22 protein-coding genes are annotated in these 22,099 nt (G+C 66.6%); 14 read left to right on the forward strand and 8 right to left on the reverse strand.

Annotated elements, in window-relative coordinates; all coding sequences use genetic code 11:
- Positions 1-73: 73 nt before the first annotated feature.
- The gene (locus ACZ1J6_RS15470; RefSeq protein WP_465127457.1) at positions 74-1,972 is read right to left on the reverse strand and encodes an ABC transporter transmembrane domain-containing protein; all 1,899 of its coding nucleotides are present in this window, start codon (positions 1,970-1,972) and stop codon (positions 74-76) included.
- 272 nt (positions 1,973-2,244) lie between these two features.
- Between ACZ1J6_RS15470 and ACZ1J6_RS15475 the strand changes: the two genes are divergently transcribed.
- The 5 genes from ACZ1J6_RS15475 (at position 2,245) to ACZ1J6_RS15495 (ending at position 6,750) form a co-directional block, all read left to right on the forward strand.
- The gene (locus ACZ1J6_RS15475) at positions 2,245-3,489 is read left to right on the forward strand and encodes a polyhydroxyalkanoate depolymerase (RefSeq protein WP_134095240.1); all 1,245 of its coding nucleotides are present in this window, start codon (positions 2,245-2,247) and stop codon (positions 3,487-3,489) included.
- 384 nt (positions 3,490-3,873) lie between these two features.
- Positions 3,874-4,419, forward strand: a complete 546-nt coding sequence (locus ACZ1J6_RS15480) for a murein L,D-transpeptidase catalytic domain-containing protein (RefSeq protein ID WP_243654168.1) — start codon at positions 3,874-3,876, stop codon at positions 4,417-4,419.
- 91 nt (positions 4,420-4,510) lie between these two features.
- A complete protein-coding gene (locus ACZ1J6_RS15485) occupies positions 4,511-5,125 on the forward strand; it encodes a TetR/AcrR family transcriptional regulator (protein ID WP_132265127.1) in 615 nt (204 codons plus the stop codon).
- Positions 5,126-5,143: 18 nt separating this feature from the next.
- Positions 5,144-6,139 carry an XdhC family protein gene (locus ACZ1J6_RS15490; RefSeq protein ID WP_132265125.1) on the forward strand — a complete coding sequence of 332 codons (996 nt, stop codon included), beginning with the start codon at positions 5,144-5,146 and terminating at the stop codon, positions 6,137-6,139.
- Entirely contained in the window at positions 6,136-6,750 is a 615-nt protein-coding gene (locus ACZ1J6_RS15495; RefSeq protein ID WP_465127458.1) for a nucleotidyltransferase family protein, read from the forward strand. The genes ACZ1J6_RS15490 and ACZ1J6_RS15495 overlap by 4 nt, the downstream gene beginning before the upstream one ends.
- Positions 6,751-6,800: 50 nt before the next feature.
- Here ACZ1J6_RS15495 and ACZ1J6_RS15500 read toward each other — a convergent pair whose 3' ends face one another.
- Positions 6,801-7,319 (reverse strand): YqgE/AlgH family protein, encoded by a 519-nt coding sequence (locus ACZ1J6_RS15500; protein WP_431568360.1) that lies wholly within the window; start codon positions 7,317-7,319, stop codon positions 6,801-6,803.
- Between the two features lie 146 nt (positions 7,320-7,465).
- On the opposite strand from ACZ1J6_RS15500, the gene ACZ1J6_RS15505 reads away from it, so the two are divergent.
- The 5 genes from ACZ1J6_RS15505 (at position 7,466) to ACZ1J6_RS15525 (ending at position 11,959) form a co-directional block, all read left to right on the forward strand.
- On the forward strand, positions 7,466-8,158 hold the full coding sequence (locus ACZ1J6_RS15505; RefSeq protein WP_132265119.1) for a fumarylacetoacetate hydrolase family protein: 693 nt from the start codon (positions 7,466-7,468) through the stop codon (positions 8,156-8,158).
- A 67-nt stretch (positions 8,159-8,225) separates the two neighbouring features.
- On the forward strand, positions 8,226-10,187 hold the full coding sequence (locus tag ACZ1J6_RS15510; protein ID WP_465128252.1) for a TonB-dependent receptor: 1,962 nt from the start codon (positions 8,226-8,228) through the stop codon (positions 10,185-10,187).
- Between the two features lie 111 nt (positions 10,188-10,298).
- The gene (locus tag ACZ1J6_RS15515) at positions 10,299-10,883 is read left to right on the forward strand and encodes a (2Fe-2S)-binding protein (RefSeq protein WP_465127459.1); all 585 of its coding nucleotides are present in this window, start codon (positions 10,299-10,301) and stop codon (positions 10,881-10,883) included.
- Positions 10,880-11,224: an arsenate reductase (glutaredoxin) gene (gene arsC / locus ACZ1J6_RS15520; RefSeq protein ID WP_132265116.1), complete on the forward strand. Its 345-nt coding sequence runs from the start codon at positions 10,880-10,882 to the stop codon at positions 11,222-11,224. Before ACZ1J6_RS15515 ends, arsC begins: the two co-directional genes overlap by 4 nt.
- 102 nt (positions 11,225-11,326) lie before the next feature.
- Positions 11,327-11,959, forward strand: a complete 633-nt coding sequence (locus tag ACZ1J6_RS15525) for a class I SAM-dependent methyltransferase (RefSeq protein ID WP_132265114.1) — start codon at positions 11,327-11,329, stop codon at positions 11,957-11,959.
- A gap of 147 nt (positions 11,960-12,106) precedes the next feature.
- Here ACZ1J6_RS15525 and ACZ1J6_RS15530 read toward each other — a convergent pair whose 3' ends face one another.
- Positions 12,107-12,919 (reverse strand): DUF7847 domain-containing protein, encoded by an 813-nt coding sequence (locus tag ACZ1J6_RS15530; protein WP_134095237.1) that lies wholly within the window; start codon positions 12,917-12,919, stop codon positions 12,107-12,109.
- Between the two features lie 105 nt (positions 12,920-13,024).
- Between ACZ1J6_RS15530 and lipB the strand changes: the two genes are divergently transcribed.
- Entirely contained in the window at positions 13,025-13,708 is a 684-nt protein-coding gene (gene lipB / locus ACZ1J6_RS15535; protein WP_132265110.1) for a lipoyl(octanoyl) transferase LipB, read from the forward strand.
- Complete coding sequence (locus tag ACZ1J6_RS15540; protein WP_134095236.1) at positions 13,705-14,043, forward strand: hypothetical protein; 339 nt, start codon at positions 13,705-13,707, stop codon at positions 14,041-14,043. Before lipB ends, ACZ1J6_RS15540 begins: the two co-directional genes overlap by 4 nt.
- Before the next feature lie 90 nt (positions 14,044-14,133).
- On the opposite strand, the gene ACZ1J6_RS15545 is transcribed toward ACZ1J6_RS15540, so the two are convergent.
- Positions 14,134-15,300, reverse strand: a complete 1,167-nt coding sequence (locus tag ACZ1J6_RS15545) for a GNAT family protein (RefSeq protein ID WP_132265107.1) — start codon at positions 15,298-15,300, stop codon at positions 14,134-14,136.
- A gap of 147 nt (positions 15,301-15,447) precedes the next feature.
- On the opposite strand from ACZ1J6_RS15545, the gene ACZ1J6_RS15550 reads away from it, so the two are divergent.
- Entirely contained in the window at positions 15,448-16,554 is a 1,107-nt protein-coding gene (locus ACZ1J6_RS15550) for a fatty acid desaturase family protein (protein ID WP_465128253.1), read from the forward strand.
- A gap of 93 nt (positions 16,555-16,647) precedes the next feature.
- On the opposite strand, the gene lptG is transcribed toward ACZ1J6_RS15550, so the two are convergent.
- Together lptG and lptF are read right to left on the reverse strand one after the other, a co-directional pair.
- The gene (gene lptG, locus ACZ1J6_RS15555) at positions 16,648-17,745 is read right to left on the reverse strand and encodes an LPS export ABC transporter permease LptG (RefSeq protein ID WP_314464763.1); all 1,098 of its coding nucleotides are present in this window, start codon (positions 17,743-17,745) and stop codon (positions 16,648-16,650) included.
- Position 17,746: 1 nt separating this feature from the next.
- Positions 17,747-18,973 (reverse strand): LPS export ABC transporter permease LptF, encoded by a 1,227-nt coding sequence (gene lptF / locus ACZ1J6_RS15560; protein WP_132265104.1) that lies wholly within the window; start codon positions 18,971-18,973, stop codon positions 17,747-17,749.
- A 296-nt stretch (positions 18,974-19,269) separates the two neighbouring features.
- Between lptF and ACZ1J6_RS15565 the strand changes: the two genes are divergently transcribed.
- Positions 19,270-19,836: a hypothetical protein gene (locus ACZ1J6_RS15565; RefSeq protein WP_314464766.1), complete on the forward strand. Its 567-nt coding sequence runs from the start codon at positions 19,270-19,272 to the stop codon at positions 19,834-19,836.
- A 139-nt stretch (positions 19,837-19,975) separates the two neighbouring features.
- Here the strand turns inward: ACZ1J6_RS15565 and clpS are convergent, their stop codons facing one another.
- The gene (gene clpS, locus ACZ1J6_RS15570) at positions 19,976-20,431 is read right to left on the reverse strand and encodes an ATP-dependent Clp protease adapter ClpS (RefSeq protein WP_465127460.1); all 456 of its coding nucleotides are present in this window, start codon (positions 20,429-20,431) and stop codon (positions 19,976-19,978) included.
- Between the two features lie 167 nt (positions 20,432-20,598).
- Complete coding sequence (locus ACZ1J6_RS15575) at positions 20,599-21,696, reverse strand: phasin family protein (protein WP_465127461.1); 1,098 nt, start codon at positions 21,694-21,696, stop codon at positions 20,599-20,601.
- Positions 21,697-22,099: the final 403 nt, after the last annotated feature.

Consider the following 22,099-nt stretch of genomic DNA (forward strand, 5'->3'; position numbering starts at 1 on the left):
CCCACCGATGATGGCGCAACATAATTGCCATATTCGGCAACGCCAGCCCTGAAATGCAGTTCGTCGGGGTGAGTCAGCCGTTCGTCGAACGGGAGAAAGCGGCCACTGCGTCGGAATCGAACTGGAGCGACGCCAGCCGGGCGTAGAGGCCGCCGGCCTGGCTGAGGCTCTCGTGCGTGCCCTGCTCGGCAATGCGCCCGCCGTCCATCACCACGATCCGGTCGGCCTTGCGCACCGTGGCCAGGCGATGCGCGATCACCAGGGTGGTGCGGTGCTCCATCAGGCGTTCGAGCGCGTCCTGCACCAGCCGCTCGCTTTCGGCATCGAGCGCACTGGTCGCCTCGTCCAGCAGCAGGATCGGCGCATCGCGCAGGAGCGCGCGGGCGATGGCGATGCGCTGGCGCTGGCCGCCGGAGAGGCGCGCGCCGTCTTCTCCCAGGAAGGTGTCGAGCCCTTGCGGCAGCTCGCGCAGGAAGCCTTCCGCATTGGCGGCGCCGGCCGCCTGCCAGATGGCCGCATCGTCGGCCTGCCAGTTGCCGTAGCGCAAGTTGTCCCGCGCAGACGCCGCGAAGAGCACGCCTTCCTGCGGCACCAGCGCGATCCGCTGGCGGATCTCGGAGGGATCGGCCGAAGTCAGCGGCACGCCGTCGATCTTGATGGCCCCGCTCTGGGGATCGTAGAACCGCTCGGCCAGCTGGAACAGCGTCGACTTGCCGGCGCCCGAAGGGCCGACGATGGCCACGGTCGCGCCCGGCTCGATCGACAGGGTGAAATCGTGCAGCGCCGCCATTTCCGGGCGCGAGGGGTAGCGGAAAGTCACGCGCTCGAAGGCGAGCTTGCCGCGGCCGGGCGAAGGCAGCGTCAGCGGACGCGCGGGCGCCGAGATCGTGGGATGTTGGCTCAGCAACTCGGCCAGGCGGCTGGCCGCTCCGGCCCCGCGCACAAGGTCTCCGTAGACTTCGGTGAGCGAGCCGAAAGCGCCGGCGACGATGCCCGCCGTCACCACGAAGGCGGCGATCGTGCCGCCGGTGATCGACCCCTCGGCCACGCCGATCGCGCCCCGCCACATGATGACGGTGATCGAACCGAAGATCAGGAACATGATCACCGCCGTCATCACCGCACGCAAGGCGATGCGGCGCTTGCCGGTTTCGAACGTGCGTTCGACCGCGCCGGAAAAGCGCTCCATCTCGCGCCCTTCCTGGTTGAAGGCCTGGACCACGCGCAAGGCGCCGAAGACTTCGCTGGTGGTAGCGCCGATATCGGCCACGCGGTCCTGGCTCTGCCGCGCGACGGCGCGAAGGCGGCGGCCGAAGGCAGCAATCGGCAGGATCACCACCGGGATCGCGACGACCAGGCCCAGCGTCAGGTGCGGGGCCAGCACGAAGAGATAGGCCACTCCGCCCGCTGCCATGATCGCATTGCGCAGCGCCACCGAAACCGTGGTGCTCACCACCGTCTCGACGATGGCGGTATCGGCCGTCATGCGGGAGGCGATTTCCTTGGGGCTGTTTTCCTCGAAGAAACTGGGCGAGAGCGTTAGCAGATGGCGCTGCACGCGCAGGCGCACGTCGGCCACGACGCGCTCGCCAAGCCAGGAAACGCTGTAGAAGCGCACCGCCGTGGCCACGGAAAGCACGATCACCACGCCCAGCAGCATGATGAACCACCAGCGGATCGCCGCCGGATCCGCGCCTTCCGCGAACCCCTGGTCGACGATCTGGCGGAAACCGTAAGGGATCGCGAGAGTCGAAGTGGCCGTGGTCAGCAGCGAAAGCCCGGCCACGGCCATGCGGCCGGGGTAGTGGAACAGTTCGCGCCAGACCATGCGCAAGGCGCCCAGACTGCGCGGGCGCTTGCCTGCCTCCGGACCGCGCGCTTCGGCGCTGCCGGCCCTTGCGGCGGGGGTCGCCTGGCCGGTTGCAGCGTTCTCGTTCTCGGGCGGCCGTGCCTGCCCCGCGTTGGCATCCATGCGCGCCCTTAACTTTTCCTTGGAAAACGTCCCCACCGGAGCGTTTTCGGACCGGCAGGTGCCGGAATGGTCGAACGGGCTCTTATCGCGTCCCCGGCTTGAGGAAAAGGTGTATGAAATGCGCCTTTACGATCAGCATGATCGCCGCGCTGGGACACCTGGCTGCGCGCGATTTCGTTTATGCCGCATTGCACAAGCAACGATTCGGTATCAAATGGCGTTGATAACCACGCAGGATGGCCGGGGTCGCTTCGCCGTCCGGGAGACGCACTTTGCTTTACAACGCCTACGAATTGCAGCGCACCATGCTGAGCGGGGCCGCCGCCTGGGCTTCGGTAGGTGCCGAACTTCTCTCGAACCCCGCCCTGCCGATGGGCTATTTCGGGTTCGGCCCGGTCATGGCCTCGGCGCTGGACGTCTTCGCCCATGCCGCCGCCCCGCGCGGAAAGCCGGCCTTCGATATCGAGAACGTGACCACGGGCGGCAAGTCCTACCCCGTCACCGAATCGATCGTGCTGCGCCGCCCCTTCGGCGACCTGATCCGCTTCACGCACCCTGGACTGGCCAAGGACGCGCCGAAGCTGCTGGTGGTCGCGCCGATGAGCGGCCACTTCGCCACCCTGCTGCGCGGCACCGTCGCCCGCATGCTGGAAAGCTGCGAGGTCTACATCACCGATTGGGCCGACGCGAAGCTGGTGCCGGCCGATGCCGGCCGCTTCGATCTGGACGATTACATCGACTATGTGATCGGCTTCCTCGAACACATCGGCCCCGGCGCGCACATGCTCGCCGTATGCCAGCCCTCCGTTCCGGCTTTCGCGGCTGCGGCGATCATGGGCAAGCAGGAGCATCCCTGCCGCCCCGCCACGCTCACCATGATGGGCGGCCCGGTCGACACCCGCGAGGCGCCCACCAGCGTCAACGACGTGGCGATGCAGCAGCCGCTCTCGTGGTTCGAGAACAACGTCATCGCCACCGTTCCGCTGAACTATCCGGGCGCCGGGCGCCGGGTCTATCCGGGCTTCCTGCAGCTCGCCGGGTTCATGGCCATGAACCTCGGCAACCACATGATGAGCCATTACGGCATGTTCAAGCACCTGGTTTCCGGCGACGGCGAAGGCGCGGCATCCACCAAGGCCTTCTACGACGAATATCGCTCGGTCTGCGACATGACCGCCGACTACTACCTCCAGACCATCGAGCACGTCTTCCAGAAGCACTCGCTGCCGAAGGGCGAATTCGTCCATCGCGGCGAGCGGATCGATCCTTCGGCGATCCGCGACACGGCGCTGCTGGCCGTCGAGGGTGAGCGCGACGACATTTCCGGCATCGGCCAGACCAAAGCCGCGCTCAAGCTGGCGACCCACCTGCCCGATGACAGCAAGAAGTACCTGCTGGCCGAGAATGTCGGCCACTACGGCATCTTCAACGGCAGCAAGTGGCGCACCCGCATCGCCCCGGTGCTGGAAGACTGGATGCGCCAGCACGCGCGCAAGCCGGCCAAGACCGCAGCCTGACGAATCGCGGGTTCGCGGGCCCGCTTTCAGGGCTGCTTCGCGAACGCGTTCAAAACGTTTGAAGGGCGGGGGACTTCGGTTCCCCGCCCTATCCACAGCGCGAATCGTCCTTAACGACAAGGCGGTTGGCGCTTGCGGCAACCCGCACCCCTGGCGGGAACCGATCCGACAATCGCGCTGGAAAGTTCCCCGCGATTAGGTTAACTTACCAGTATGGAACAGACGTTGGGTCGGCGTGCTGTCCTCATGGGCGGGTTGGTGGCAGGCGCAAGCCTTGCATTGCCATCGCGTGTGCTGGCAGCAGAAAATCTGGTAGGAACAGCGACAGGACAGATCGGTCCTGCCGGAGTGCAAATCGGCCCTGCGGGAGCAGCTCCGATCGGCATGGGCGCGGTGCCGAGCGCCCTTACGCCCTACCAGCGCCGCGTGCTGGACGTGGCATCCCGCCAGGTGCAGCGCCTTGGCACGCAGATCTGGCGCCATGACCTGGTCGGCATCGCCGATTTCGCCCAGCCCTCCTGGAAGCCCCGTCTTCATTTCGCCAATATCGAGGCGGGCACCGTGCGCTCGTTCCTGCTTGCCCATGGCCGCGGGTCGGACCCGATGCACAGCGGCTGGCTGCAGAGCTTTTCAAACATGCCCGGCTCCGAAGCCACCTCGCGCGGGGCCTTCCTCACTTGCGAGTGGTATTCGGGCAAGTACGGCACCTCGATCCGCCTCAAGGGGCTGGACAACGACAACTCGATGGCGCTGGAACGCGCGATCGTGATGCATCCGGCCTGGTACGTCGATGCCGCCATGATCGAGAAGTGGGGCAAGCTCGGCCGCAGCGAGGGCTGCTTCGCCATGAGCAATACCGACTTCAACGAGGCGCTCTGGCACCTTTCGGGCGGCCGCCTGCTCTTCGCGGACCGAATCGGCGAATACTGAATCCCGTTCATCACGGCATGCCGAAATCCGCCATACCGAAGTCGGGTGCGGTGGATTAGACACCCTTGAGGCAGGGTGTTACGGGTCGTTCATGGACGGAAATCTCGCGGGATTCAGGAAAGACGCGCCCACCGATGCGCGGCAGGTGCGCTCACGCAAGGCGCTCAACGCAGCCATGCTGTGCCTGCTGGAGGAAAAGGCCTTCGACCAGATCACCATCCGCGAGATTTCGGCGCGGGCGGGAACCGGTTACGCCACTTTCTTCCGGCACTACCCCACCAAGGAAGCACTGCTGGGCGATGTCGCCTCCGAGGAGATCGCCGGTCTGCTGGCGCTCTCCATCCCGCTCCTTCACAATGCCAACAGCTACGAATCCACCTTGGCGCTCTGCACTTACGTCGGCGAGCACAAGGCGCTGTGGTCTGCCCTCCTGGGCGGCGGCGCGGCGGCCATCGTGCGCGACGAATTCATCCGCCAGGCGCGCGGCCTGATCGAAGGCGTGGCCCGCCCGGCCGACTGGCTGCCGCAGGATCTGGGCGTGGTGCACGGCACCGGCTCCACTATCGACATTCTCGCCTGGTGGCTCACCAAGGGCCAGGACCAGAGCGCCGCGGATGTCGGCCGTATCCTGCACCGGCTGGTCATCGCCCCGCTGGTCGGCGACCATGTCGAAACACGGGCGCGCCCGGCGGCGGCAGCAGAATGACGACACTGGGATGATCCCATGAGCGGCGAGATCGAAGGCGCGGACTGGCCGCTCTTCGGCTGGGTGGACGATATCCGCGCGCCGCTGGCGGAAGCCCGCCGCCGCGGCCGCCCCGCCGCCCTCGCCACGCTTTACAAAGTAGAAGGCAGCGCCCCGCGCGGTCCCGGCGCGCAGATGCTGTTCGTGGAGCCGGGCGGACCGGAAGAGGCGATCGCCGCCAGCGGCTATTTCTCGGGAGACTGCATCGAAGGCGATGTCGCCAGCCATGCCGCGCATGTGCTGGCGGACGGCATGCCCCGGCATCTCCACTACGGAGCGGGCAGCCCCTGGATCGACATTCGCCTGCGCTGCGGCGGCGCCCTCCACGTCCTGGTCGAGCGGCTCGCGCCGGACTCGGCCGCGGCCGGCGATGTGCTGCACCATGCCGAAGCGCGCAGCGCCTGCCGCTGGCACAGCGACGGCAAGACGCAGCAGGTCACGCCGGACCGCGGCCCCCTGCTCGATTTGCACGAGGCCCCGTTCTCGCTGGCGCGCCGCTACGATCCGCCGCGCCGGTTGATCGTCTCCGGCGGCGACCCCGGCGCCCTGGCCGCGGCGCAACTGGCCGCGCTTTCCCAGTTCGAGACGATCCTTCTGCGCCCGGACGGCCCGCACGAACCGCCGCCCTTCGCGGTCTCCCGCTATCTGCGCACCGAGCCGGCAGCGGCACTGGCCGAGCTGGGGGTGGACCGCTGGACCGCTTATCTCGGCGCCACGCACGAGGATCATCACGACCTCGGCGGCTGCCTTGCTGCGCTCCGGGGCGGGGCCGGCTATGTGGGCATGATCGGCGCCAGGTCCCGCGCCGGGGCGCGTCTGGCCGCGCTGGAAGCGGCAGGCGCGACGCCCGGGGAACTGGCGAGGCTAAACCTTTCGCCAGGCGTCGCCGGGCTCGGCAAATCGCCCTGGGAAGTGGCCACCGGGATCGTCGCGGAAATCATGCAGGCGCTGAACCCCGCCCACGAGCGCGCGTGAAGCGCCCCGGCACTTTGGCGGCACTGGTGCTGGCCGCCGGGGCCTCGCGCCGGTTCGGCGGCGACAAACTCTCGGCCCCGCTCGATGGCGAGCCGCTGCTGTTCCATGCCATCCGCGCCGCCCGCGCCGCGCCGGTGGCCCGCGTCCTCGTCGTGGCGCGGCCGGGGCTGGACTGCGGCGCCTGGCCGGAAGGACCACCGGTGGACGTGCTGCGGATCGACAGCCACGCGCTGTCCGAATCGCTGAAGGCGGGAATCGCCGCGCTGGACGAGGCCGAGCAGGTCTTCGTGTTCCTGGGCGACATGCCGCGCGTGCCTCACGGCACGGCATCGCAACTGGCATCGGCGATCGGAGGGGGCGTTGCCGCCCTGCCCCGTCACGGCGGCCGGCCCGGTCATCCGGCGCTGCTGTCTTCCCGCCTGTTTCCCGAAATCGCCGCGCTTACGGGCGATCAGGGCGCTGGCCGGTTGCTGCGGGACCGGTTGCGGCTTGGACTCGACGATGTGGTGTTCGTGGAGAGCGACGATGCCGCGATCCATCTCGACATCGATCGCCCGGAAGATCTTTCGGCGCTGACGAGCCGGCCGGTCAGGCCCTTACCCGGCACCTGATACGGCACCTGATACGGGAACGGCGCGGATCAGGCCGCGCCATCCCATGCTCAGGCGCTGCCGGTCTGGCTCGACAGCAGCGCGGGATCGATACCCTCGGCCCGCCAGGTCGCGGTCCAGCGGTCATCCACCGCGGTATCGAACAGGATCTCCGGATGCGGATCGGCCGCGTACCAGCCGTGCTGCCGCATCTCGCCTTCGAGCTGGCCCGGCGCCCAGCCGGCATAGCCCAGGGACATCAGCCAGCGCTCCGGCCCCCGCCCCTCGGCGATCGCGCGCAACACATCCATCGAGGCAGACAAGGCGCAGAGCGGATGCACCTCGATCGTATCGCTGCCGCCCCATTCGGTGGAATGAAGAATGAACCCGCGCCCCGGCTCCACCGGCCCACCCTCGTGCACTTCGCAATCCGGCGCGACGCCAGGGTCGATGCCCAGCTCGTCGAGGATTTCGTGGAAGCGGACGCCTTCGCGCAGCCGGCCGATGCCGATGCCCAGTGCGCCGTTCTCGTCATGCACGCAAAGTACGCTCACGCTGTGGTCGAAGCGGGGATCGAACATGCCCGGCATCGCCAGAAGGAGTCGCCCGGCAAGGAATTGTTTCTCGGTCACAGGGGCAAATGTAAGCCCTTCGCAGGGGACGGCAAGCCGCTTGCACTTTTCCCGGCGGGAATCGCGCTTTATGCCTCGCCGCCAAGCAAGGGAGGAAATCGCGAGTGAGCCTGCTGTTCGAACTGCCCGAAGTCCCCGCCGTCCCCGTTCTCGGGGAAGAAGCCCGCTACCCGGTGCGCCGCATCTTCTGCGTCGGCCGCAACTACGCCGCCCATGCGCGCGAACTCGGCAATGCCGTGGACCGCGAGGCGCCGATCTGGTTCACCAAGGCCCCGGCCGCGCTTTGCCATTCCGGCACGGCCATCGCCTATCCGCCCGGCACGCAGGACTGCCACTACGAGATGGAACTCGTCGTCGCCATCGGCGGCCATGGCTTCGAACTGGCGGCCGAACAGGCCATGGACCTGGTCTACGGCTATGCCTGCGGCCTCGACATGACCCGGCGCGACCTCCAGAACGCCGCCAAGGCCAAGGGCTATCCCTGGGATACCGGCAAGGACTTCGAGAACGGCGCCGTCATCGGCCCGATCACCCGCGCCGATGCCTTCGGCCAGCCGGGCGAGCAGCGCATTTCGCTCGCGAAGAACGGCGAGACGAAGCAGGAAGCCCCGCTCTCCGAGATGATCTGGAGCTTGCCCGAGCTGATCGCCGACCTCTCCCGCCTCTATCACCTAGCCCCCGGCGACCTCATCTACACCGGCACCCCTGCCGGCGTCGGCCCCGTCGCGCCGGGCGACCGGCTGGAAGGCCGCGTCGAGGGACTGGAGCCGGTCGTGCTCGCGATCGATCCCGCCTGACGTGACCCGTCCTCACCACCGCGCCGCATGGCTGGCGGGCTGCGCCGTCCTGTTCGCTGCCCCCGCCATGGCCGAAGAGGCCGCCGACGCCGGCCAGACGCCCGGCACGCCGATCGTCGTCACCGGACACGGCCTCGAATCGGGACCGGCCACCCCGGCCTACGATGTCGAGACGATCGAGCGCGACGCGGTGATTTCCAGCGCGTCGGGCCGGATCGAGGACGTGCTGAACGCGGTCGCCGGTTTCGCGCAGTTCCGCCGCTCGGACAGCCGCTCGGCCAATCCCTCCTCGCAAGGCGCCACGCTGCGCGCGCTGGGCGGCAATGCCTCCAGCCGCACGCTCGTGCTGCTGGACGGCGTACCGATCGCGAACCCGTTCTTCGGCTATATTCCCTTCAGCGCCATCGCACCCGAGCGGCTCTCCGCGATCCGGGTGACGCGCGGCGGCGGATCGGGCGCCTTCGGGTCGGGCGCGGTGGCAGGCACCATCGAGATGACCAGTGCGGGTCCCGACCAGATCGGCATGTTCCAGGGCTCGGCGCTCGTCAACGATCGCGGCGAGACCCAGGCTTCGGCCACGGTCGCACCGAAACTGGGCGCGGGCTTCCTCGTCGCCAGCGTGCAGTGGGACCGGGGCGAAGGCTTCTGGACCACGCCCCGCGACCAGCGCGTCCCCGCTTCCGCCCGCGCCGCCTATGATAGCTGGTCCGCCTCGCTCCGCGCCGTCGCGCCGATGAGCGATACGGTGGAACTGCAGGCCGCCGCGCTGGCCTATGGCGATGCGCGCACGCTCCGCTTCAAGGGGGCGGATTCCACCTCGGACGGCCAGCAGGCCTCGCTGCGGCTGGTCGGCCGGGGCGCGTGGCAGTTCGACGTGATCGGCTACGTTCAGGCGCAGGACTTCTCGAACGTGGTCATCAGTTCGAGCACCTATCGCAAGACGCTCGACCAGCATCGCACCCCCACCACGGCCATCGGCGGCAAGGCCGAACTGCGCCCGCCGGTGGGCGAGCATCACGTCCTGCGAATCGGCAGCGACTTGCGCCTGACCGAGGGCAAGCTGCTGGAACTGCCCTATAACGCCAGCGGCGCCTTCACGGCGGTGCGCCGCGCCGGCGGCAACCAGTCCGACCTCGGCTTCTATGCGGAGGACGACTGGACCCTGGGCAAGCTCGTGCTCACCGCGGGTGGCCGCGCCGACCGCTGGACGATCCGCAACGGGTTCTACCGCTCGGTCAGCCCCACCGGCGCCGTGACCGAGAACGATTCCTATGCGAATCGCTCCGGCTGGATGGGCAACGGCCGCGCCGGTCTGGTCTGGCACGCCGACAAGGCCGTGAGCCTGCGCGCCGCGGCCTATACCGGCATGCGCCTGCCCACGCTCAACGAACTCTACCGCCCCTTCGTAGTTTTCCCGGTCACCACCGAGGCCAATGCGGCTCTCAAGCCCGAACGCCTGCGCGGTTATGAAGCGGGGATCGACATCCAGCCGCTTGCGGCGCTGACCCTGTCGCTCACCGCCTTCGACAACAAGGTGAAGGATGCCGTCGCCAATGTCACCGTGGCCACCAACACGCGCGAGCGGCAGAACGTGAACGCGGTCCAGGCACGCGGGCTGGAAGCCAGCGCGGCGCTGGATCTCGGCACGGTGCGTTTCGACGGTTCGCTGGCCTGGACCGACGCCAAGGTCAGGGCGGACGATCCCGATCTCGACGGCCTGCGGCCCGCCCAGACCCCGAAATTCGCCGCCAGCGCCACGCTCGCCTGGCTCCCGCGCGAGGGCTGGCGCCTGGCGGCGACGCTGCGCCATGTCGGCGCGCAGTACGAGGACGATTTGGAAACATACGTGCTTCCGGCCGCGACCACGCTGGACGGCTATGTGCAATTGCCCGTGGCCGGTCCCGTCTCCGTGGTCCTGCGCGCCGAGAACCTGACGGACGAGACCATCGTCACCCGCAACCAGGACGGCTCGATCGATCTCGGTACCCCGCGCACGTTCTGGGCGGGTCTGCGCGTGGCGCTTCGTTGAGGGCGATCGGTGCGGCGCGATTCGCAATCGGCACGACAGGCCGTGCATGAGCACCGGCCCGTCGCACGGCGCGCACTGGCGCAGCGGCGCCTGCACGCATAAGGAGGCCGGATGCCGCGCCTGACCGTCAACGATCACCCGGTCGAAATCGCCATGGACCCGCAGACCCCGCTTCTTTGGGCACTGCGCGACGGAGCGAATCTGACCGGCACGAAATATGGCTGCGGCGTGGGCGACTGCGGCGCCTGCACGGTCCTGGTCGATGGCGGCGCCTTGCGCGCCTGCCTCGTGACACTGGGCGAGTGCGAGGGGCGCTTCGTCACCACCATCGAAGGGCTTTCGGCCGACCGCTCGCACCCGATGCAGCAGGCCATGGTTGCCGAACAGGCGATCCAGTGCGGGTTCTGCACGCCCGGCATCGTCATCGGCGGCGTCGCGCTGCTCGCCCGAAATGCCAATCCCAGCGAGACGGAGATTCGCGAGGCGCTCCCCAATCTCTGCCGGTGCGGCGTCTATCCGCGCCTCGTCGCCGCCGTCCAGCGCGCCGGCCGGGTCATGCGGCGCGAGGAAACCATCAGCGCCGCCCCGGCCCCCGGCATCGCCCCGCGGGATGCCGCGCGGGCGGTTCCGGCCATGGCGCCCCTGAAACCGGCGTCCACACCGACATCCCAGGCACAACAGGAGAAGCGCCCGTGAAGGCAACCATCTGGCACAACCCGAAATGCGGCACTTCGCGCAAGACCCTGGCCGTCCTTGAGGAAACGCCGGGCGTCGAGGTCGCGGTGATCGAATATCTCAAGACCCCGCCCTCGGCGGAAAAGCTGGCGCAACTCTACCGCGATGCCGGCATCACGCCGCAGCAGGGCCTGCGCCTGCGCGGCACCGATGCGGCCGAGCGCGGCCTTCCCGATGCCGACGATGCCACCGTCCTAGCGGCCATGGCCGCCGAGCCGGCGCTGATCGAACGTCCCCTCGTGGAAACCGAAAGGGGCGCCAGGCTTTGTCGTCCTCAGGAAAAGGTCCACGAGATTCTGTAATCCCCACGTAACATTGGCCGACGCTCGCTTGCATTGTCGGCCTCGATCTGTCACCGAATCGCCCTTCGCCGGACGACAACAAAAGCGAGAGCTTCCTCCAGCATGACCAGTACCGAGCTTGCCCGAGAGGCGCTGCCCCAGCGGATCAAGCGGAAGATCAAACATAGCCTTGGACCCTGGGGCGTGTTCATCGAAGGCTTCCTGCGCAATCCCGTGATGGTCGGTTCGATCGTTCCGTCCTCGCGCTTCACGATCAATCGCATGCTTGGCCCGGTGGACTGGGCCAATTGCAAGCTCTTCGTCGAATACGGCCCCGGAGTCGGCACGTTCTGCCGCCCGGTGCTCGACCGTCTGGGTCGCGACGGCCAGCTGATCGTGATCGACACCAACCCGCTGTTCATCGACTATCTGCGCCGCACCATCACCGACAGCCGCTTCATCGCGGTGCTCGGCTCGGCGGCCGATGTCGAGGACATCGTGCGTGCCCATGGCCACGACAAGGCGGACTATGTCCTGTCCGGCCTCCCGTTCTCGACGCTGCCCGACGGCGTCGGCCCGGCGATCGCTTCCGCCACCTACCGCGTCATTCGCAAGGGCGGCGCGTTCCTGGTCTACCAGTTCACGCCCAAGGCGCGCGAATTCATGGCGCGCCACTTCAAGCGGATCGACAACGGCATGGAGCCGATCAACGTCCCGCCCTGCTTCCTGTTCTGGGGCTGGAAGGACGAGGATTGAGCAGGCGCTGACGCCTTCTCACGTCTCCCTATATGAAAAAGGCCGGCGCCCAGCGCCGGCCTTTTTCGTTGTGCGTCCCGATCCGCCGGGGGTCCGAACGCGCCGGGGCCGGATCGACCCAGACCCGGCGCGATTCGCTTGGCGGTCCTATTCGAAAGGCCGCGCCGGGCTTTCCTCGCCCCTGCCCGCCAGCTGGCGATGGACCTGCGCCACGACCGCCACGAAATAGAGCGCCATGATCGTCGCCATGATCGATTCGACGATGGCCGCAACCACCCGCACCACTTCTCCGGGGGCCAGCAGCGTGACCGGCAGGGTCAGGATATTGCCGAAGATCATCAGCACGATCATCGCCAGCATCAGCAAGGCATAGAAGCCCAGGAGCCGCGCCGTATTGCCCTTTGTGAGAGTCCACGAGCGGCCCAGGGCAAAGATCGGGTTGAGCGTCTTCTCCACGGCCACGACCGGCGCCGTCACCGAAAAGCGCACGAAGATGACGAGACCCAGCACCAGCGCGAGGAAAAGGCCGATGGTGGCGCCGATCGCGCCGCCCGCCGCGCCGAGGCCTCCCGCGACGACCAGGGCGAACAGCCCCAGCGCCAGGCCGATCACGATCTGCGCGACCAGATAGGGCACCAGCCCCTTCACGCCCGCCCGGATGGCTTCCCCCACGGTGGGCCGACGGTCGGTGTCCAGCAGGCAGAGCAGCGACAATGTGCCCAGCGCCTGAAGCAGGGCGATGGGAATCATGATCGGCAGGATGGAGCTGTAATAGCTTTTCACCGCCGCCATGACCTGCTGCTCGTTCATGCCGGTGCCCATGTCCGGCTGCGGAAAGAAGATCGCGAAAACCAGCTGCGGCAGCAGGAAGAACACCCCCGCCAGCGCCAGGACAACCTCCCTGTTCGCGGAGACCGCCTGGGACGCCTGGCTCCAGGCCCTGTTGCTGTCGAACTTCATAACTGCTCCTGATGCCGCCAAATGAGGGGCCAAGTGAGAGCCGAAGTGAAAGACGACCCTCAAAGTGACTTGATAACCGCAGGGAATGACGCCACGCAACGCGGCATGACTGTTCCCTCCACGCTTCCGGGTGATATCGAACTGCGCGTCAGCGCCGAACCGGTGCCCTACCGCGCCGCGCTCGAGGAAATGACCGAGCGCAATGCTGCCATCGCCGCCGGAGAGGCGCGCGAACTGATCTGGCTCCTCGAACATCCGCCCGTCTATACCGCCGGCACCAGCGCGGTGGCCGGCGAATTGCTGGATCCCCGCTTCGAAGTGGTGGAGGCCGGACGCGGCGGGCGCTACACGTACCATGGGCCGGGCCAGCGCGTTGCCTATGTCCTGCTGGACTTGCGCAAGCGGGCACGCGATGCGCGCGGCTTCGTCCATGGCCTCGAAGGCTGGGTGATCGACACGCTCCAGGATTTCGGTGTCGACAGCTTCCGCAGCGAAGGCCGCATCGGCATCTGGACTCAGGATGTCGACGGCCGCGAAGCGAAGATCGGCGCCATCGGCGTGCGCATCCGCAAATGGGTGACGATGCACGGATTCGCCGTGAACATCCGGCCGGACCTCGCGCATTTCACTGGCATCGTACCTTGCGGGATCGAGGAATTCGGCGTCACCAGCCTCGCCCGCCTTGGCCGCCAGGTCGAATTCGAAACCTGGGACGAGGCGCTGATCGCCCGCGCCCCTGCCTTTCTTGCGGCGCTCGACCGCCCCTGCCCCCCGGAGAAGCCCGCATGACCCCGGCCCGCCACGCCACCAGGCTGACCCTGCTGCTCGCCGCTTCCGCCTGCCTGTCGCTCGGCGCCTGCAAGAAGGAGGAGGCTCCGGCCCAGAATGCGGCTACCGGCGCGAAGATCCTGCCGCGCTCGGTGAGTGACGACATGCTGCCGTACGATACGGTCCGCTCGCAATCGCCGATGGCAGCGCCGGTGGCCGAAACGCGCAGCGGCCGGTCCGCGACCAGCAGCAGTGCCAGCGAGGCGGCACTGCCGGAAGACACGGCTGCCGATGCCGCCGCGGCGGCCGCAGCGGATGTCGAGGCCGCAGCCGCGCAGCCTTCCCCGCAACCCTGACCGGGGCAGGATCCGGGCGCGACCGAAGTCGCGGCCCGGATCGCTCCCGTCCGAACGCCCCCCCAGGGCCCCTCGCGCCGCTCGCGCCGCTCAGAGCGCCTTTTCGTAGATCGCGTATTCGCGGTTCATCTTGCTGTCGATGGCGCCGGCAATGGCCACCATGCCCTGGTTGTCCTCCAGCACCCAGCCGATCTCGCCGCGCCTGGCGCCGAACTTGCTGACGGCCGCACGGCGGATATATTCGATCATCATGAAAGCCAGCTGGCTGGCGAGACGCGAGGACTGCAGCTTCTTGCGCACGCCCATCAGCGGCACGCGCATGTCGGCCGGTTTGGGCTTGCGCAGCCAGAGCAGCAGGCGAATCAGTCCCAGGATCGACGGCTTGCCCTTTGGTCCGTTGAAACGCTTCTGCGCCTGGTTGAGGTCCGGCCAGGTCATCATGAAGGCCACCGGCTCGCCTTCATATTCGGCGATGCGGATCAGTTCGGGATGGACCAGCGGCTTCAGGGCCTTGCCGGTATATTCGATCTCGCGGTCGGTGAAGGGCACGAAGCCCCAGTTGTCCGACCAGGCATCGTTGAGGATGTCGCAGATCAGTGCCGCTTCCTCGTCGAACCGCTTGGGATCGACCTCGCGGATGCGGATCTTGGCGTTCTTCTCGCCCGAGGAAATGATGCGCTGGATCAGCGGCGGATATTCCTTCCGCACGTCGATATCGTAGGTGTAGAGCGTCTTCACCCGGTCGTATCCGGCACCCTCGATCCACGGCTGATAGGCCGAATCGTGGTGCGCCATCATCACCATCGGCGCATGGTCGAATCCGCTAACCTGCAGGCCCGGCTCTTCCCATACCGAAAGGTTCATCGGCGCCAGGACGCGGGTCATGCCTTCTTCGCGAAGCCACTGTTCGGCCGCGGCGATAAGGGCCCTGGCGACGTCTTCGTCCTCGGCCTCGATCGCGCCCCAATTGCCGGTGCCGGGACCCATGCCCTGCTCCGCCGGCTGTTTCAGCGCCAGTTCATCGATGTGGGCCGATATGCGTCCAACGATGAGATCGCCCCGCTTGGCGAGGAAAAGCTGGCCGCGGGCATGGTCCCAGAAGGGATTCTTGCCCGGGGTGAACTTGGAGATCTCTTCCGAGCGCAAGTTCGGCACCCAGTTTTGATCTGACGCATTGTGCCGATAAGCGTAATCGACAAAGGCGCTCCTGTCGGCCTTGCTGGACACGGGTGTGATGACTAGTTCGGCTTTGGCCACGATCCTGCCTTTGTTCCGCTTTATGGGAATTGCTGGATCGCGACCTGCGGTCGGTCCCGGCACCTTGTCAAGCCGGACCGCGTGGCAGGGCCGCCCACAACACACGCAGCGGGCCGTTTATGCCCGGGGACTTTGGACTTGAAGAGTATGACTGCCCAGGAAGCCATCGATCTGTCGCCCTCGGCGACCCGTCCGGCCGCTTTCGCCAGAGAAGCGGCTCGCCCGCGTTCGTCGGACATTCCCGACGACAAGGCGATGCTGCGCGCCGCGGTGGAACTGACGCGCGACATCTCGCACGCCCGTCCGGAAATCTATTGGCCGGACATGCTGGCCTCGGCCGCGGTCGGCTATGCCGCGCTGGCGGCCGCGATTCTCGTCGACGGCGTCTGGGCCAGCGCGGCTTTCGGCCTGCTTTCGGCCCTGGCGCTCTATCGCGCGCTGCTGTTCATCCACGAACTGACCCATATCCACCGCGATGCCCTGCCCGGCTTCCGCTTCGCCTGGAACGTGCTGGTCGGCATTCCCATGCTGATCCCTTCGCTGATGTATGAGGGGGTTCACACGATCCACCACACCCGCACCCGCTACGGCACGGTGGAAGACCCGGAATACCTGCCCCTGGCGCTCATGAAGCCATGGAGCCTGCCGGTCTTCGCGCTCACCGCGATCCTGCTGCCGGTGGCGCTGCTGATTCGCTCGGCCGTGCTGATACCGCTCGGCGCCGTGATCCCGCCGCTGCGCAAGCTCGTATGGGGCCGCGCCTCGGCGCTGGCCATCAACCCCCAGTTCAGCCGCCGTCCGCCCGAAGGCGCTTTCGCCCGCATGGTGTTCTGGCAGGAACTGGGCTGCTCGGTCTGGGCGATCTCGGTGCTCGCGGCGAGCTATGCCTATGGCTGGCGGCCCCTGCTGATCGCGCTCTGCGTGGTTTCGCTCACCGCCTTCCTCAACCAGGTCCGCACCCTCGTCGCTCACCTCTGGGAGAACGACGGCGACGCCATGACGGTGACGGCGCAGTACCTCGATTCGGTGAACGTGCCCCCGCCGGCCCGTTTCTCGGAGCTTTGGGCCCCCGTGGGCCTGCGCTACCACGCGCTGCACCACCTGCTGCCATCAGTGCCCTATCACTCGCTGGCAGAGGCTCACCGCCGCCTTGCCCGGCATCTCGGCACCGATTCGACATATGCCAAGGCCAACTACCCCGGCCTCCTGCCGCTGGTCGGCCGCCTGATCGAAAGCACCATGCGGAGCCGCTGACGGCGCCCACGACAATTCGACAACAAAAAAGGGCCTGCGGAAACGCAGGCCCTTTTTTGTTTTGTCCGGAAGAGCGGATCGCGATCCCGGGGTCTATTCCTCGGTGCGGATCAGCACCGTCTCGCCGATGAGGGCGAAGAGCACGAAAGGCGCCCAGGCCGCGACCAGCGGCGGATAACCGCCGAAATTGCCCATCGCCAGCGCCGCATTGTCGAGCACGAAGTAGGCGAAGCCCAGCGCCATGCCGATCACGGCGCGAATCAGAAGCTGGCCCGAACGCGCCAGGCCGAAGGCCGCAACCGCGCCCAGTAGCGGCATCAGCATCGAGGAGAACGGCCCGGAGAGCTTGTGCCACCATGCCGCCTCCAGTTCGCTGGTACGCCGCCCGGCCACTTTCATCGCCTCGATCGAGGATGAAAGCTGGAACAGGTTCTCCGAATCGGCATCGACGTTCGAGATCATGATCTTCGCCGGCGTGATGCCGGGGGCGACCGTGGCGGATACCAGCTTGGTGGTGCTCGTGGTCGCCACGTCGAAACGGGTGGCATTCTCGAAGCGCCAGCCCGGATTGGCGAAGGCCGCGCGGTCGGTCCGCAGCTGCTCGACGATGATCCCGTTGGCATCGCGGCGGTAATAGGTCACCCCGCGTAGCACCATGCGGTCGTTCTGGCCCTCCAGGCTGGAGGCCAACAGCAGGTCCCGCCCGTCCGCCAGGTAGAGGTTGGCCTTGACGCCGGGGTCCTTTGGGATCGGCCCGTATTTCACCGCCTGCCAGGCATTGAGGGTGGCGGTGGACCGGGTGACGACACGCTCGTTGAAGGCGAGGCTGGCCAGCGAGATCGCCAGCGCCGTCAGGATCAGCGGCGCCAGCACCTGATGCGCCGAAAGCCCCGCGGCCTTCATCGAGATGACTTCGCTATTCTGGTTCAGCGTGGCAAGAGTGATGATCGTCGCCAGCAGCACCGAATAGGGCAGGAACCGCGCGATCAGCTGCGGCACGCGCAAGGTCACGTAGTAGAGAAGCTGCTCCTGGCCATTGCCGGGATAGGCGAGGATGTCGCCGCTTTCGCCCAGCAGATCGAGCATCTGGAGCACGAGGACAAGCATCAGCAGCACCGCCAGGATGCGCGTGATGAACAGCCGCGCGAGATACCAGGTCAGCGTGCGCGAAGGGAAGAATTCGAACTGCATCTCAGGAAGGGTCCGCCGGTTCGGGCAGGAGCGGCCCGCGCTTGCTGCGCTTGAGCAGCGACTTGAAACGCTTCACGACGATCTCTGCGCCCTTCTCCAGCCAGCCGATTGCCTGGCCGCCCGGAACGTAGGCGACGCGCCAGTACATCCAGAGAATCAGCGCGGCGAAGACGAAGAAAGGTCCCCACAAGCCGAGAATCGGGTTCATCTTGCCGAGCGAGGCCACGTCGGCCGCGTATTGGTTCACCTTGTGATAGGCGACGACCATGACGATCGAGACGAACAGGCCCAGCGCCGAAGTCGACCGCTTGGGCGGGATCGCCAGCGCCACCGCCATCAGCGGCAGCAGCAGCATCATGATGACTTCGACCATGCGGTAATTGAAATTCGCCTGGCTCGAAATGCGCTCTTCCTTGGGCAGGTTCTTGTTCCAGCCCAGGTTCGCAAGTTCGGGCAGCAGATATTCGCGCTCGGTGCCGCCGCGCTTGCGGAACTTCTCGATCTGCGGAAGCTCGATGGGCAGGTCATGCCGCGTGAAGGACAACACGCGGGGCTGCTTGCCCGGCATGTCCTGGATGATCTGGCCCTGGTCGAGTCGCAGGATGATCGTGTCCGGCGCGCCCTTGAGCGCGAGGAACTGCCCCTGCCGCGCGGAAATGGACAGCACCTGCCCCTTCTCGTTCGCGACGCGCGCGAAAATGCCGATCAGGCTGCGGCCATTGTCGCGGCTTTCGTCCACGCGCAGGGCGATGCGGTCCTTGAGCGAGGTGAACTCCCCGACCTTGATCGAGGCGCCGAGCGCACCCGATTTCAGCTCGTAGTTGAGTTCCTCGTAATAGTAGCGCGCCAGCGGCTGGAGATAGCCGACGATCGCGAAATTCAGCCCCGCCAGCAGGATCGCCAGGATATAGGGCACGCGCAGGAGCCGCGTGTAGCTGAGCCCAACGGCGCGCATGACGTCCAGCTCGCTGGAGGTGGCCAGCTTGCGGAAGGCGAGCAGGATTCCCAGCATCAGGCCCAGCGGAATCGCCAGGCTGGCGTATTCCGGCAGGAGATTGGCCAGCATCTTGAAGACGACGCCGATCGGCCCGCCCTCCGTCGCCACGAAGTCGAAGAGCCGCAGCATCTTGTCGAGCACGAGCAGGGACGCCGCGAGCACGAAGATGCCGAGCATCGGCATCAGCACGAGGCGAAAGATGTAGCGATCGATGGCGCTGAGGAATTTCACGCTGAAAGGTTCACCGGGGGCGTCGTCATAAAACCGTGCTCCACAAGCCCTTAACGGCTTGGCGCCTAGGGGCAAAGCGAATTGTCTTGCCGGGTTCCACCTTGCGCGAAAGTCATCCCCGGCAAAACGACCAGCCGGAGCCGGGCCGCGCCGAAAGCTGCGGGAATGACCGGAGGCCCAGGCTGAGGGACCGCCGCCGTTTCACCCTATGTCACAGTTACATGCGCCGTGCACCCATTGCCTTCCCGGCGCCGCGTCCTGCATGGCGAAAGACGGTCACATGGCGCGAACACCGAATGCGGGCGCCGGACCCTCCCCCCGAAAGAAGCCTCGGCCCCCCGAAAACCCTGGCTCCCTCGAAGAAGATTGCCCTCTTGGAAGAACCTGATGCGCAGGCGCTGCTGGCTGCCTGCCGGAATATCGCCGATTTCGCAGATCCGCTGCTCGAACGGGAATTGCTGAGCTTCGCCCGTCGCGCCCGCGCCGCCACGCGCGGCGAAGCCCCCAGGATCGTGCGCGAGGCACTGCTGGTCCTTGGCCGCTGGGGTCGCGCGATCGATGCCTGCTGCTGGCAGGCGCGCGAAGAGCGGGCCACGCAATTGCTGAACGACGGGATTTGCGGACGCGCCGCGGTCACGCTGCTGCCGCGCGGCGTCACTTATGAGGTCGAGACTCTCAGCCCCTTGCATGACTGGGCAAGTGTGACGGTGCCTCAACTGGGCATCAGGACCGAAGCGACCGCCCATTCCATCGCCGCGGCGCTGGTTTCCGCACAGCTGCAAGCCATTGCGCAAGCCATCCGGCTTGGCGAGGCCGTGAACGGGAACGACGAGCGGGCGAAAGAGTCTGAAATTCAGCGCTGAGGCGCGAATTCACGGCCGCTGCCCTCGAGGTTCGAACCCTATGGCCCTGGTGCGATATAGAGATCGCGCATTGGCCTAGGCTCGGTCCAAGCCTTTAGCAGTGCGGGCCGCGATGGCGGCCTCGATCATCTGCTAGCGCTCAGGCCTTTTCGAGCGTGCACTGCAGCGGGTGCTGGTTCTGCCGGGCGAAGTCCATCACCTGGTTCACCTTGGTTTCCGCGATTTCATAAGGGAAAATCCCGCAGACGCCGACGCCCTTCTGGTGGACGTGCAACATCACGCGCGTCGCCTGCTCCAGATCCATATGGAAGAAGCGCTTGAGCACGAGGACGACGAATTCCATCGGCGTATAGTCGTCGTTGAGCATCAACACTTTGAACTGGCTGGGCTTCTTGGGCTTGGCACGGGTCTTTGTGGCGACACCGAGCTGGTCGTCGCCATCGGTTCCGCCGTCGTTGCCATGGCTGCCCCCATCGTCGGAATCCTGGTCGCCAGCCGCACGGATGGAAGCATCCGGAGCCTGCGACAGGCACGGATATGCGCTTCGAGCGAGCAGGGGACGGGGCAGTCTGGAATCGGCAGCGAGAGATAGCATGATGACAGAATATCGTATTGCAGCGCCTGGAAACAAGATGCCCTGTCCAGATCGGGGGTAGTTTTGAGGACGGAACAGGTCCCGACCACGGCAAAACGGCCGGGTGGGAGATCCACCCGGCCGTCTGCTAGACGTCAGGAAAGTCCGTCAGGACCGTCCGGTGCGGCTCAGGCCGCGACGTGACGGGCCTTCTCGACGGCAACGCTGACGCGGCCGGAAATCGGCGCCATCGTGTCGCTGAAGAGCTTGAGAGCGGCTTCGCTGTTCTTCGAACCGTAAGCGACGGCGCTGTCGAAGTTCTTGCGCATGATGTCGCCCTGGAGCTTGAAGAAGTCGGTCGGCGACTTGGCCGCTGCGAGTTCCTTGATGTCACCGGTGAAGGTTTCGAAGGCAGTACGGCCTTCGGTCACCATTTCCGAACCGAAGCCCTGAAGGCCCTCGGCAAGGATCTTGCCCGATTCGAGAACCGCTTCCACGTTGCCCTTGGCGAAATCGCCGGCTTCGCCGAATGCAACCGAGCTCTTTTCGAAAGCGGCCTTGGCCTTGGCCTGGGCTTCGGTCACGGCACCCTGGAAACCGGCGAAGTTAGCGCTAATGTCCATCGTTTTTTCCTCGAGGATGAAGGGATTAAACAGTCCTGCAAACGTATTCGTCTTCGGGTCGGCGATCTTTTCTGCCGCCTTCATGGCTGCCGCGGCAGGCGTGGCAACATCGATGACCGGCTTCGCCGTGGCAGCCTTGGCCGAGACGGAAGAAGCTGGAACAACTTTCTTGGCCGGCACCGGCTTGGCTGCCTTCGCAGCCGGAGCGGGCTTGGCCATCACCGGCGGCTTGGCGGCCGGGACAGGCGCCTTGGCTACGCTGGCCTTCGGTGCGGCGGCCTTGGGCGCGGCGGTCTTGACCACGGGTGCCTTGACCTCGGGAGCCTTGGCGGCCGGAGCTGACTTGATCGCCGGCTTGATCGCCGACTGGGCGACCTTGGGCTTGATCGACTTGCCGGCAGCCGGCTTGGCCGACGGCGTGGAAATCGGGGCCGGCTTGGATACGGGAGCCGGGGCAGCCGGCGCCGAAGCCTTCACAGGCTGCGGCAGGCCGGGAAGCGGCTTGGCCGCAGCGACGGCGGGCTTGGAATCGGAGGCCTTTTCAGCCGCGTCGTCCGCCTTCGCGTCGGCAGCCTTGAGGGGTGCAACCGGGGTTTTCGCCGCTGCAGCCTCATAGGCCTTTTCAGCGAGCGCTTCGTCCTTCGTTTCTTCCTGGCCGGCCATGTGACTTCCTGCTTTCTGCTGGCAATCGTGTCTCGGGCGGATCGCAGGCTGGGCAGGGGGACGAGCGGACGTTGTCGTTCCGCGTTCAGTTCATCCCCACCCGTCTGCGATTCGGAATTCGTCTTTGCTGCGATGCACAATATGGGTTTGCAGAAGCGAAGTCAACGGGCTTATGCTGCACTGCAACATAAGCGAGCAAGCGCTCCTCCTGCCGCAAACCAAGGCTTGCGCGCCGTGACGGCCATCCTTCCCGAAAGAGGTAGCGCCCCTTTCCCCCAACGCCTTAGCGCTTGCGGAAGTTCCGGAAAATACGGAAAAACCTGAAGGCGCCTGCCCTTCTTGCGGCAGTCGCGAAATCACCGGCGCCTCGCGCCGGGTGCGGACGCAGGCCCTCCATGGCCTG

It is taken from the genome of Novosphingobium sp. BL-S-21, assembly GCF_055521655.1.